The organism is Cetobacterium sp., from assembly GCF_977044495.1.
Window position 1 is genome coordinate 1 of record NZ_CDRRQU010000051.1, and the last position, 15324, is coordinate 15324.

Annotated in this window: 3 protein-coding genes; 1 reads left to right on the plus strand and 2 read right to left on the minus strand. The window is 29.0% G+C overall.

All coding sequences use genetic code 11. The features are described 5' to 3' along the window. Positions 1-229 precede the first annotated feature (229 nt). Both ACWI69_RS10370 and ACWI69_RS10375 read right to left on the minus strand, forming a co-directional pair. Positions 230-10297 (minus strand): two-partner secretion domain-containing protein, encoded by a 10068-nt coding sequence (locus ACWI69_RS10370; RefSeq protein WP_448821763.1) that lies wholly within the window; start codon positions 10295-10297, stop codon positions 230-232. A 169-nt stretch (positions 10298-10466) separates the two neighbouring features. Further along, positions 10467-14102, minus strand: coding sequence for a two-partner secretion domain-containing protein (locus ACWI69_RS10375; protein WP_448821764.1), 3636 nt, complete (start codon positions 14100-14102; stop codon positions 10467-10469). Positions 14103-14255: 153 nt separating this feature from the next. Here ACWI69_RS10375 and ACWI69_RS10380 point away from each other — a divergent pair. Beyond that, a partial coding sequence (locus ACWI69_RS10380; RefSeq protein ID WP_448821765.1) for a ShlB/FhaC/HecB family hemolysin secretion/activation protein occupies positions 14256-15324 on the plus strand: 1069 nt, incomplete at its 3' end.

The following is a 15324-nucleotide window of genomic DNA, read 5'->3' on the forward strand; positions in this document are numbered from 1 at the left end:
CGCAAGCTATTCCTCCAGTAATTAGAAAAGCTACTATCAGACTTAAAGTTATTTTTTGTTTTTTCTTTAAGAACCGTTTTAGTAGCTTTTCATTTTGCTTAATTTCGTACATAATTTTTCTCCAATTTGTTATTTTGTCAAAAAATTATATACTAGATTTTTCGGGTTTTTGTCTTATTTAGGACTATAAAATTATTGATCATAAAACATTTTGTAAATTGATTTTTAATTAATTGTGTTTCACTTCTTCTAGTTCAATTTTATAGTTATTATAGCTTATTCTTTTTATTTCTTTTACTATAAATTCGCTACCACGTTCATATAGGACCTCTTGTTCTTGTGGGTTGATTTTAGAAATATCACGACCATTTTCAGAATTTTTTATGGTGATAAATATATTTCCATACATAACGTGTTCTTTTTTTGAAGTTGTGGAGATATATTCAGAATATTTAACTTTTTCACCGGTTTTATGCTCTAATAAAAATTTTTTTAAATCAGACCCCGTTATATATAGAATACGACTTAAATCACCTCTATACTTTGGAAATTTTTTTAATGCATTATCTAAGTTTTTTATTTCATCAATTGCATCATTAGATAGATTATCGTTTCTTATTAATGTATTTATTGTACTTTTATCTATGTATTTTTTTAATGCGTCTAACTCTGCAGAAGAAAGTTCTTGATCATTATTTTTAGAAATATCTATTGTTTCATTTTTACTTAGTAAAACTTCTTCACTTCTTGGAGGTAATTCTGGAGGTAGTTCTTCTATTTTTTCTTTTTGTAGTTTTTTTGATTCTTCGAGTTCTTTTTTTTGTCTTTCTTCTCTATCTTTCTTTTGCTTCTCCTTGTCTATTGTAGCGTATATAGGTTCATCCTCTGTTACAGATTCTGCTCTACTACTATCATCAATATTTTCAATACTTTCATAGATAGGATTGTCCTTTATTACATAATCATCAGTGCTTTCATAGATAGAGTTTTCTTTCATTATATATTCATCTATACTTTCATATATTGGTTCATTAGTATCCAAGTTTTGTTGTAGGGAGTCATCTAAATATGTTTTAAGATTTTTTTCCATCCTAAGTTCTAGTTCTTTATTTTTATTTAGTTGTTCTGTTTTTTCTTTTAGCTTTATTTGAAGTTCATCTAATCTTTTTTTATCCTTCTTTTTTAATTTTTTGTCTTTCAATTGTTTTTCAAGTATTTTGCTTTGCTCATCTAACAATTGTCCTAATTCTTTTTCTAATTTAATTGTTTCTTTTTGTGATGATTTCACTAATTGCTCGAGTATCTCTTTGTCAGAATCCTTTTTCTGATTTTGTTCATTTAAATCAATTTTTTTCAGTATTTCAGGTCTTGGTGGTACTGGAGGAGGAGTTTTATCGCCAAAATTATTAGGTGCGTAATTATCGTTGAAGTTAGTAGGTCCCTCTTCATATTTTATAATAGGCATCTCTTCCCAAGCACTACTAGAATCATCATTATCTAGCAAAGGTTCTTTATCTAAAGTCGCGTTATTATTAGCGATAATGTTATTTAAAACAGCAACAGCTTCTTGAATCTGTTTTTCTAAATCATTAAGTTTTTGTTGTTCATTTTTATTTAATTCACCTTTAGCTACTAGTGTATTTTGTTCTTCTAAAAGAGCTTCGACTTTGATTTCAGCATCTTTTTCACCGGAAAGTTTTTTAAGTTCATCATTTAGTTGTTTTTTGATAGTTTCCAACTCAATCTTTTCATTTTGAGTAAGCGAGTCTTTACTTTCTAAAAGATTTTTGATATCGATCATATTGACGATATCATCAGCTTCAAGTTTACTTTGAATCTTATCTAAGGCGTCTTGTCGCTCTTTCATGTCATTTTCAAAATCTTTTTTAAGAGTTTCAAGTTTATTTTGTAGTTCCTGTAGTCGAGAATTGTCTTTAGCGCTTTGGTTATTCATACTGAAATCGTTAGGCGCATAATTATCGTTGAAGTTAGTAGGTCCCTCTTCATATTTTATAATAGGCATCTCTTCCCAACCGCTATCCAATATTTTTTTAGTAGGAGCATTATTGTCTATATCAATGCTATTTTTGAAATCATTATTGGTTTTTGTATTTTCTTTTTGAGGTAAGACTATCTGACCTTCATTATTTCCAGTATTTTTTCCGGTTAATTTGTTTTTTACATCCTTTATTGAATCAACTGACACAGACATGGATAAGCTTCCACCTTTACTAGACTCATTTTTTTCCACTATTTGTGTTTTCGATAGATCTGTGTAGAGGTTGTTTTTTTCACTTTGTTCGCCATTTACACCTACATCCCCACCGATAGAGATATTTTCAATATTTAATCCTATTGCACTCTTCGTTTTGACTGTCTTGTTTTGAGTATCTCCTATTGTACCATCAACTCCAAAGTCTCCTGTAAATCCACCCGAGAAAGTTAACTGTGCTCCACCCTTTTTTTCTGTTGTTACTAAGTCGTTTAAATTTAGGTTTCCTCCTACTTTTAAGCTTCCATCATTTTTTTCTGAGCCTAAGATTGCTCCGTTTAAATTTACATCTTTGTCTATATCAGCTAGTAATTTTTCTCCTGCTTTTATTCCCGATTGTACAACAGACTCTCCATTTTCCCACAGGTTTCCACCTCCAGCATTAAATCCTAGTTCAGCTTTTCCTATTGTATTTGTGGATCCGCCTATTGATACATTTCCACCAGCGTTTGCACTTATGTCATTGGATTCATTTTTAGATTTTGCACTTGATATATTTAGATTTCCTTTGATATTTAAGTCTATATTTTTCTTTGCTTCAACATTTCCACCAAGAATATCGACGTTTTCACCTGATTTTATAGATATATTATTTTTAGATATAATTTCTGAATTAGTATATACTTCAGAGTTTTTAGTAGTGACATTAACACTTGCACTTCCTCCTACTCCTATATCAGCATTTCCTCCCCACAATGCACTGTAACCTGCAGTTTCTTCTAGTTGTGCTTCTAAATCCACTTTGAATCCTTTGCTAGTTGAGGATTGTTTTGCGGCATTTATATTCAAATTTTTCTTTGCATTCAGCAAAATATTTTCTTCAGCCGATAGTTTTATGCCATTTAAGGTTATATCTTCTTTTTTTGCTTTAATTGTTATATTTTTAGCCTCTATTGTGGTTATATTTTCTTTAGTTGATAAATTTTCTGTACTTCCTATTCCTAAATTGATAGATTGCTTTGAGAATACTCCTGCCAAATCGTTAAATATTAGATTTGTTGCTGCTCCGATTCCTTGAGCTACAAGAACTCCGGTATTTGCTTCACCACTTTTGATGTTTTCATCCATTTCTTTTGCAGTGTTGATTGTGTCAGTGATGGAACTACTAACGCCTTGAGATTGTTTTAAACTAATTTCAAAATTAGTATTTTTATTTTTTAATAGATCTTCATATTTTGTTGATTTTATTTCATTTCCTTCGATTGTAACATCACCTTTAGAAGTATAATCACCACCTCCAATGTCAATAACTTCACCAGCAGTGATATTTAAGTTTCCGCCAGTGTTAAAGTTACTTTCACTCCAGTTTGTTTTATCAATTTCGTTTTTATCATACTGTATTTTGACACCAATTTCAGAATTGATGAGCTGATCCATATGTGGTTTTCCAGACGTTGTTGGAGTTTTTTCATTAGAACCATCTAGTTTTTTATTTAATTCACCATAGAAATCACTTGTTACCTCACCTTGTGCTGTCATATCAATTGTGTTAGCACTTCCAGCAACTCCAACTCCTCCGACTCCAACACTTCCATCAACATAAATTCCTACACCGAAGGATTCATTCATTTCATGGTATTCATTTTTACCAGCTTCTATGGAAATATTTTTATTTGCATTGATATTGATATTTTTGCCAGTATTGAATCCACCATTTACAATCTTGATATTTTCTTTCGCAATTATAGAGATGTCGTTATTGGCAACTATATTACTGCCTTTAGATTCAAGTGATTCTTTTTTAGAGGTATTTTTTGAACCTCCAAGAATTTGATATCTACTTTCGTAATTATTTTCTTTTATACTGTCTTTACCATCAAGAATATCTATATCACCTTCTGCGGATATGTTTGTTTTAGCTCCTGAAGATAAACTACTTCCTTGAATTTGTAGATTCTTATTAGATTTTATAGTTAAATCACCGTCTGTATCAATTTGACTTCCTTTTGAAAGAGAAGTATTTTTTGTATGGTTAACCTCTTTTTTTGTATATAAACCTTGTTCAAATGAAGATTTTTTAGAGTCTTTTTTTACTAACGAAATTGTTTGAGTATCTAAAATATTAATATCTTGTTTTGCTTCTAAATTAATTGAACCTTGTTTTTTATTTTTTTCATCCATATTTGTAGATAGAGAACTACCTTTGATATTTATAGCTTCTTCAGCATTGATATTAATATTTGACCCTTTGATGCTACTTCCATTAGATTTTGCTTCAATAGCAATTTCATTTTCATAATTTGCATAATCAATATAATTGTATTGAGCACTTGATTTAACAGTATATATATCTTCTAAGTTTACATTTCCACCAGCATTTAAGTTAATGCTTCCAGAGTCACCTTCAATTATATCTTTTGCATCTTTTTTCAATAACTCTTTATAGTAATCTAAGTTTTTTTCTAATTTTTCTTTTTTCTTCTTTTCAGGAGGAACAGAAGTTTCTTTAATATCTTCTTTTTCTTTCTCCTCCTCTTCAATTTCAATACCATTTGAAGTTAATTGAGCTCCTTTAAGATTTATATCTTTTTCTGCATCTATCTGGATTCCATTTTTAGAAGTAATACTTCCTTTATCAGATATTATCTGATTGCCATTTTTATCTAAGCCTACAGTTGCTGAAATATTTACATTATTACCTGCTAAAAGGATGTTGTCACCAGTTAAGTTTCCTCCCTTCATATTAATGTCTTGATTTGCGTCTAATGCTATATTACCGTTGAGAGATACAATTCCAGCATTCATAGTTCCTGAGCTATTATTGTTGATATTTTTTTCGGATTTTACAATAATATTTCCATTTCCTACAATATTTCCATTGTTATTTGTAAAATTATCAGTATCAATTGTGATATCTCCACCAGCTTTTATTATAGAAGTTCCACCAGACCCTTGATTTTTTGAAATATTGATTCTAGATTCTTTAGATAGATATATCTGTGGTGTTAAAACTTTAGTACCATTGATTTCAACTTCAACATACCATATTATATCTTTGTCCAAACTATTAATTTGATTTGGTGTTAAAGGTTTTCCTATTTCTAATCCTAAAGATTCACCTAGTGATATTGCATTATCTAGTAAAGTCTTCATCTGTATATTTGTTAGAGTTCCAGTGTAACCAAGAACTTCTTTTATCATCTTTTGTAATAATATTAATTCATAGTATGAATCTCCGATTACTGTGGTAGGTTTAGATATATCGTATCCAATTTGCTCTAAAAAATATTTTGACCCAAACATATTGTCTTGATTAATAAATTCAATATTTGTTTCAAAAAGAGGTTGGAATCCATCTGGCTTTAAAGTTGCTGGTCTAAATATTCCGTTTTCTCCCTCTGGTATTTCAATAAATATTATAGGGTTTATTGTCCCTGCAACAGCAATAGATCCTGCTGTATTTCCTGTTTCAGCTTTTATAATCACGCCATCAAGAGTAATTTCACCAGCTATGACATCTGTTACAGTAACTAATTTTATTGGTCCTAATTGTGTAATTGAATTGATATCTTTTATATTGGTATCTAGTTCTGAAGTTGATCCGTCTATAGAGAAATCACCTATCTTGATGTTAATATCCTTATTGCCACCGGACTCACCCCCATTATTTGTAAATATACCATTTGAATGAGTAAAATTATTTCCTGCGAATATTTGTGCGTTAGCGTTTGCTGGATAATATTTAAAAGATGCGTCGTAATTCCATTTATCTTGAGAAATAGGAGAGCTATGACCTTTCCAATCACTTCCAAGCAATGCGGATAGAACTTTTTCTAATTGTTCATTATTTTGCTTTGTCAGTGCCTCATAATAGCCGTTATTACCTCCAAAATATCCACCTTTTAAAGCTTCCTCTAAAGTTCCATTAAAACTAGTTCCACTATTTAAAGGTAAGTCTAATCCCAGTGTTTTAGTTTCCCATTTTAATTCGACATTCGTATTTTTTAAAAACCATTCAATATCAAGTGAGCTATATAAAGTTTTATTTTCAAGATTACCATTGATATCAATATTTTTAGAAGCCGATATAGTTCCTGATTCATTTATAGTTGTTTTTGCATCAATTAAAATATCAGTGCCAGCCGATATAGTTGCTTTATCTTTAATGTACAGATTATTTGTAATAACTGGGAGTGTAACTATTACTCGATCCCAGTGATTAATTGCTATATCCTTCCAAATATGTAAAAGTTCTATCTTTTCATGATTAATAGTAAGTTCACCTGTCAGATTACTTTTGTTTTCGATAGAATTAGCTTTTAAAGTCATATTTTTACCTGACTTAATATTTCCACCCTCATTTACTATACTTTTAGCAGTTAAAGATATATCTCCTACTGCTTCAATAGTAGCCAATAATTTGTTGTATATTTTTCCTAGAGTTTCAATGAGTATATCTGTACCTGCCCAAATAGTACTTCCAACTTCATTAACTAGGGTATTACTTTTTATATTGATATTTGAATTACTGATGATTATTCCATTGTTATTCAAAGAGCCTGTTGTATCTATCACGACATCACCAATACTTTGAATTTTATTATTTGCTAGATTGGCACTACTTTTTATGTTGATATCTCCTAATGAAGTTATATTTCCTAGCTCTGAATCTATCTCTCCAATATTTAAGTTTATGTTTTCTTTAGAAGAGATTGTTCCTGTATTTTTTATTCCATTTAATTGAGTTGTTATAGATTTGTCAGCACCAATTTTTCCGGAACTAGTTAGATATGAATTTTGAGCTTCGATATTTATTTTTTCAGTTGCTAAAATATCTCCTAAATTTAAAATTGATGATTTATTTCCTATATTTTTTATAGATAGGTTTCCTTTAGATTGTAAGCTACCGAAATTTTTTAGCCCATTTACTGTGTTTAAATCTAAACCACTAGCTATAATTTCTCCGGTATTTTCTAAAATATCTGATTCTATTTTTAATTTTTTAGCTCCGTATATTTTTCCACTATTAGAGAGATTATCTAAACTTTTAAGAGAGACTTCATCTGTTGATTTTATTTCACTTGTATTTTTAAAATGTTTTGATGAGATTTGTACTTTATCTTTAACCTCAATGCTACCAGAATTAAAAAAATCGCCTGTGGAATTTAAAACTAGTTTTTCTCCAAGGTTAATATTTCCTTCAGAATTGAAGTTATTTGTCAGTATCTCCATATTTTTTTGAACATCAATATTTCCAGAGTTAAAAAACTCTTTTCCAGAAGTAGATATTAAATTATTTGATGTTGTGATTGCACCCTTGTTATCAATTTTTCCATCTAGTAAAATACTACCTTTGGATGAAATATCCCCATTTATATTATTAAATAAATCGCCTGTAAGTTTGATAGATCCATCTGCTGAATGAACTTTTCCTAAAGTTTCTATTTTTTTAGCCGATACCTCTATATTATTTTTAACAGTGGTATCTTTACTTGAAAAGGTTTGTTGTAATATTGCTTGAAGTTTATCTCCAACACTTAAAGTATTGCTAATAAAAGATTTTGCTATGATATTTGCACTATTGGCGACATTAATAGCACCAGATGATTCAATAGTCTCGTTTGAACTTAAATTTAAGTCCCCTTTTGCTAGAATTATTCCATTATTCTTAAGTGTATTTTTAGTCGTTATATTGATATTAAGACCTTCAAGAACACCAATTTCTTTGAATGCAGATATTTGAGATTTAAGAGAATTTAGATAATCTCTTTCATTTTTTAAACTCTTTAACTCCTCTTCTATTTTTTGAATCTCTTTTAAATTTTCTTTAGTCAATAGGCTATCTTCTAATTTCGAGATTTGTATATTTAGCTCTTCTAATTTTTGAGCATTAAAATTTTTAACAAGATTCAAATATTCTTTTAGTCTTATTTCATCACCAGTTGAGATAAATGAATTTACCTCTATCGTAAGATTATTTTTAGCAATAACTCTTTGAGAGTTAACAATATTTAAAATTGCTTTTAAAATAATATTTTTTTCGGCTTCAATAACACCATCATTGATTAAATTTTTATTGGTATTTATCTCTATATTATTTTTAGCTAAAATCATTCCTTGATTATGAATATTTTCAATAGATTTTATATTTATATTATTTCCAGATAAAATTCCTAAATTCCCAACTTGAGATATTTTTTCTTTTAATTCTTCAAAGTTCTTTTTTAAAAGCGTAAAATAATTGAGAGCTTCATTCAAAGAAGTTAATTTTTCTGATGACACTTCATTTTTTATTTTTTCTTGTAAATTTTGTATATTTATATTGATTTTGTTCAGGTTAATTGTGATATATTGATTATATTCCATCAAATACTTTTCAATTTCTTGTGAAGAACCTGCGTTTATTAAGTTATTTATAATAGCATGAAGTTCATTTACCGCCGTTATTTGTCCTGCGTTAAAAAACTCGCCATCAATTCCTTGAATAGAAATATTAGTAGAACCAATTTTACCAAAATTTTTAATATTTTTTTGAGAAATAATTGAGATATTTTTGTCAGCTAAAATATCTCCTGTATTTAAAAAATCACCTAAAGTTGTTGTTAAAATGATATCACCATCAGTGATAATAATCTTTCCGTTTAAGCCGTTAATTAAAGATTGAGTTAGTATAGTCAAATCTCTTCCAGATATATTACCAAAATTCTCCATACTACCAAGAGATATATCAAATTTAAGTGATCCATCATCTGAAACAAATTCATTTTTATCTTTTAGATTTTGCCTAATTTCACCATGATTAGATAATCCTTTTGTAGCGGTGATAGCAATGTTATTCGCTTTTATGATTCCTTTATCTGTATTTGTTAAATTTTGTGTTGTGAGTTTTAGTTCTTTATTTGCAGAGATAATTCCGTTGTTTTCCAAAGAGTTACTGGAAATATCAATATCTCCAGTGACAGATTGGAGAGCACTATTGAGAGTTGTATCTCCGTTTACAGAAATATTTATGTCTTTATCCACAGTTAAAGCATTGGAGTAAAGTTTTCCTTCATTTTTGTATGAACCTTTGATAGTAGACAGATTTTTTTTACCAGTTATTTTTAAGTTATTTTTAGCTGATAGATTTGCTAAAATAATGTCACCTTTACTGTCTATTTCAATATCTTGAGAGCTATATATCAAACCTTCATGCTTAACTCCCAATCCTTCGTCAGTACTAATTAGTTTTATATTTTTACCGTACATAGCACCAAGTTGTGTTGCATAGATTCCATATTTATCTGTTTTAGTTACTTTTGATTCGATTATTTTAGGTGATACAAATTTGTTTTTTTCTAATGAAATTTTGTTTTCACCGGCAATAATAGATATATCTGGCGTTGGTTCATTTTTCAGACCGGATATCTCCTTCTGAATTAAAACAGTTTTAGCCAAAACATTAAAATAGGAACCGCTTGTACCTACACCATTTAGATTTATTTCCCCTCTATTTATATCAAAATTGATGTTTCCATTATTAATTGATGGTGATCCCGTAGCTAGTGTAACACCATTTGTGTTAATAAAAGTGGCACCATTAAGGGAGATTCCGTTTTCATTTGCTAAAATAAAATCTGCTTTTGTTCCAAAAATTTCGACTCCACCATTAATAGTTGAAATGTTATTTCCTTTGACTTCATTTAAAATGACAGAAGCATTTTTAGTAAGATTTGTATTTTTAGTGACATATCCCCCCAATTGAGATACTCCATGAATCATACTATTATTAAAAATCAGGGCGTTTCCACTGCCTACACTGAGATCAATAAATTTATTGTGTGATATTCCATCTTGATTTGCGTCAACAATATTAACTACATCAGCACCATTAGCGGCGGTATTCATCCCGGGTCCACCACCACTACTATCCGGTATGACATTATTTTTTTCTCTTTGTCTACTTCTTAAATCTCTAGCAAAAATAGGAGTAATACTGATTCCACCAGTAATTAAAAAAGTTACAATTAAAGACAGCGTTATTCTTTTTTTATTTTTTAGACAATGTTTAACAAGTTTTAAGTTAAGTGAAAAAATATTATTCATTTATAAATTCCTCCAGTGACGTATTATCGGTACTCTAATTTTATCTGATTTATTTATCGTCTTAATCTTAAATAGGAAACAGAAATAATAAAAAATAGGAACAGGTTTTTAAGACCTATTCCTATTTAAAAGTTAACTAAGAGGTTACTTAATTATAAAAAGTGGCTTTTTAATAATAAGTATACTTTCCGTTGATTATAAGAGTATCAGTTGGATTAAGTTGTCCCTCAGAAGTTATATTTGTTCCATTTAGTTCAATAACTCTTCCAGTTACATTACCAGAGTTACTAATATTTTTAGCAGAAAGACCTACAGATCTATTAGCTTTTATCTCTGCAGTATTCTTGATAGAATTCGTAGCATTGAACTCAACTTTATCATAGTAGTTTGTTCCAGTTGAAGTAACAGTGTTATTGTTTTCGATATTATCTCCAGTAAAGTTTATAGATCCCTTTACATCTACCTTACCGTTGTTAATAATATTTTTACCAGAAACGTATAAATTGTAAGCATTGATGTTACCACCATTTTTTACTGAATTAACCCCGTCAAAAGACACGCTTCCATGCTGTGTTGTTATATTTCCACTATTTTCAATAGCGTCACCTCTTAAAGTTGTACTTCCTGAAGAAGATAATGAAGCGGTATTAACTAGATTTTTATTTCCAGTTAACTCAATGGAGTATGCGTCTATTTTTCCGTCATTTCTTAATGTATTTGTCGCATTTAAAGCTACGTCATTGCCATTTGTTTTTATATTACCAGAGTTATTGATATCTTTAGCAGTAAAATTAACAGATCTGTTAGATATTATATCTGCATTATTTTTGATAGAGTTTATAGCATTGAACTCAATTTTGTTATAGTAGTTTGTTCCAGCGGAAGTAATAGTTTTGTTGTTTTCGATATTATCTCCAGTAAATTTTACAGAACCTTTTACATCTACTTTACCGTTGTTAACAATATTTTTACCAGAAACGTATAGATTGTATCCATTGATGTTACCATCATTTTTTACTGAATTAACACCATCAAAAGATACATTTCCATGGTTAGTTGTTATATCTCCATTATTTTGAACAGCATTACCTCTTAAAGTTGTACTTCCTGAAGAAGATAATGAAGCGGTATTAACTAGGCTTTTATTTCCAGTTAATTCAATAGAAGCAGCTTCTATCTCTCCAACGTTTCTTAATGTATTTGTCGCATTTAAAGTTATATCACTACCGTTTACTTTTATATTACCACTGTTAACGATATCTTTAGCTGTAAAGTTTGCATAACCATTAGTTGTTATATTTCCAGTGTTATCAATATTGTTTTGTGCGTTTAAAGCAATGCTTCTACCAGTTATATTTGCATTATTTTTGATAGAGTTTGTAGCATTGAACTCAATTTTATCGTAGTAGTTTGTTCCTATTGAGGTGATAGTGTTACTGTTTTCAATATTATCTCCAGTAAACTTTACAGCCCCCTTTACATCTATTGTACCGTTGTTAACAATATCTTTACCAGAAATAGATAGAGAATATCCATTGATATTACCATCATTTTTTACTGAGTCAACACCATCAAAAGATACATTTCCATGGTTAGTTGTTATATCTCCACTATTTTGAATAGCATTACCTCTTAAAGTTGTACCCCCTGAAGAAGAAAGTGCAGCAGTATTAACTAAATTTTTATTTCCAGTTAATTCAATAGAAGCAGCCTCTATCTTTCCATCATTTATTAATGAGTTTGCTGCATTTAGAGCTACATCACTGCCGTTTGATTTTATATTACCAGTATTAACAATGTTCTTAGCTGTAAAGTCTGCATAACCATTACTTGTTATATTTCCAATGTTATTAATACTGTTTTGTGCATTTAAAATAACATTTCTACCAGTTATATTTGCATTATTTTTGATAGAGTTTGTAGCATTGAACTCAACTTTCTCGTAGTAGTTTGTTGCAGTTGAAGTGATAGTGTTATTGTTTTCGATATTATCTCCTGCAAATTTTACAGATCCCTTTACATCTACTTTACCGTTGTTAACAATATCTTTACCAGAAATAGATAGAGAATATCCATTGATATTACCATCATTTTTTACTGAGCTAACACCATCAAAAGATACATTTCCATGGTTAGTTGTTATATCAGCATTATTTTTAATAACATCTCCTCTCAAAGTTGTACCGCCTGAAGAAGAAAGTGTGGCAGTATTAACTAAATTTTTATTTCCAGTTAATTCAATAGAAGCAGCCTCTATCTTTCCGTCGTTTCTTAATGAGTTTGTAGCATTTAAAGCTACATCACTACCATTTGATTTTATATTACCAGTATTAATAATATTTTTAGCTGTAAAGTTTGTATAACCGTTACTTGTTATATTGCCAATGTTATTAATATTGTTTTGTGCATTTAAAATAACATTTCTACCAGTTATATTTGCATTATTTTTGATAGAGTTTGTAGCATTGAACTCAACTTTTTCATAGTAGTTTGTTGCAGTTGAAGCGATAGTGTTATTGTTTTCGATATTATCTCCAGTAAACTTTACAGAACCGTTTACGTCTACCTTACCGTTGTTAACAATATCTTTACCAGAAATAGATAGAGAATATCCATTGATATTACCATCATTTTTTACTGAGCTAACACCATCAAAAGATACATTTCCATTTATCGCTGTTAAATCAGCGCTATTTTCAATAGTATCTCCTCTTAAAGTTGTACCTCCTGAAGATGAAAGCGTAGCAGTATTAACTAAATTTTTATCTGCAGCTAACTCAATAGAGTATCCCTTTATTTTTCCTTTATTTTTTAATGATTCTTTGGCAAGTAAACGAACACCACCATTACTTGAGTTAATATTTCCTTCATTGCTTATATTTTTGCTACTATTGATAGATATTCCACTCTTACTATTTAAGTTAGAAGTTTTACCTAAGATTAAGTCTCCATTAGCAGATATAGAAATGGAGTTTGAGGCATGAATATCAGCATTATTAGTTATTCCACCACCATTGTTAATTAAAGTTATATTTTTTCCATACATACTTCCCAATTGAGTTCCTGTTAGAACACTTGGAGTTTTGTTAGAAGATTTTGAAATTATAGGGTTACTTAAAGAGTTATTTCTAAATCTAACTTCATTTTCTCCTGCAATAATATTGACATTATCTTTTCCATCCACTTTTCCATTAATATTAATATTCTGAGCTAGGACATTTAAGTTACCGCTGTTAACAACTTCAACTCCATCTTTTCCAATGTTGATATTACCTTTTTTTACATCTACAGATATAGTTTTACTCATTGTGTATTCAGTAACTTTTCCAGTTGTAAGAGTGACACCGCTTGTATTATAGAATTTACCACCATTTACATTGATTCCGTTTTCATTTGCGAAGACAATATCAGCTCTTTTACCGAAAATTTCAACACCTCCATTGATAGAGCTTGGATTTCCTCCATTAATTTCATTTAAAATAATAGAAGCAGTTGTATTTTTCGTTAAGTTAGCATTTGCGTCTACTTTTCCTCCTAAAATTGAAGTTCCAGCAGTTGCACTGTTATTAAAGATAACATTATTATCTTTTCCAACGCTAAAGTCTTCAAACTTGTTGTGAGATACTCCGTTGTTATTAGCTTTATTGATATCAATAACGTCAGTTCCATTTTGACTGTGATATTTGTTATTTGTTGTTTTTATCACATTCGGAATAGCTCTAGTTCTTAAATCTCTAGCCTGTAATATATTTACGGTTAAACTGCATAGAATAACACATTTTAATAATAATAATTCGTTTTTCATAATTTTTTACTCCTTAAATTTTGTGATAAGATTTTTGTTATTTTATTTTATCAAAATTAGATTGTGAAATTTTTCCAAAAAAAGACCAATTATTTGGTGTTAAGTGCTAATATTATAGGAATTATTACTATGAAAGGAGAAAATAATGAAATTATGAAAAATAAAGTGTTAAAAAAATTATTGATGATAACGCTAATTTTTTCAAAATATACATATTCTGCAACAAGAATAGGTGATTATTTAGAAAAAAAAGAACAGATAAAAAATATTGAAAAAGAGTTAAATAGAAAAGAGTTGGAAGAGGTTAGTCTAAGGGATATAAACAAAATTGAAGATAATTCACTTACTTATATATTTTCAAATATAACTGTTATTGGAAATACCATGTTGGATATAGAGATATCCAAAGTGATAAAAAAATACAAAAATAGACCAATATCAGTGAATGATATTAAGAACTTAGAAAATGAATTGACAAATATCTATTTAAAGAGAGGATATGTTACATCTTATGCTGAAGTACAGGAAGGGAATATAGTTTCAGGAACTTTGGTTTTCAAAATTATCGAGGGAAAGGTAAATGTAGTTGATCCTACGGATATTAAGATAAGGTCAGCTTTTCCTAGTAAAAAAAATGATATTTTAAATATCTATGATATAGATCAAGCGTTAGATAACTTAAATCTAACTAATTTTGATACACAAGTATATATTAATCAGAGTGAGAATCAGGAATACTCAGATATTTATTTCAATGTAGAAAAAAATAATCCGCAATTAAGATTGGAAGTCAACAATAGTAATTATAAAGACAATGGAAAATATATGGTTTCGACTTTTGCTGATATTCCAAATTTACTGGAGATTAATGATATGCTAAGAGTAAATTATACTGAAAGAATGACGAAAAAAGTTAAAGATAGAGAATTTTTCTATAATATAAACTATTCAATCCCTTATAAATATTGGAAGTTTACATATAATCACAATTTAGAAGAACGAAGGAATAAAATTAAAACAAATTTTAATGTTTTAAAAACAATTACAAAAATGGAAAAAAATTATTTTAAAATCGAAAAAAATATTTATAGAAATAGAAGAAAAAAAATAAATCTATATAGTGGAGTGGAATTGGTGGAATCATTTTCCTCTTTGAACTCAACAAAAATTGATGTGTCTTCAAAAAAATATACTAATTTTAGATTGGGGTTAGATTATTTGC

Coding starts and splice junctions, on each gene's coding strand:
- ACWI69_RS10375 (WP_448821764.1), bottom strand. CDS start 14,102: ATGAAAAACGAATTATTATTATTAAAATGTGTTATTCTATGCAGTTTA.
- ACWI69_RS10370 (WP_448821763.1), bottom strand. CDS start 10,297: ATGAATAATATTTTTTCACTTAACTTAAAACTTGTTAAACATTGTCTA.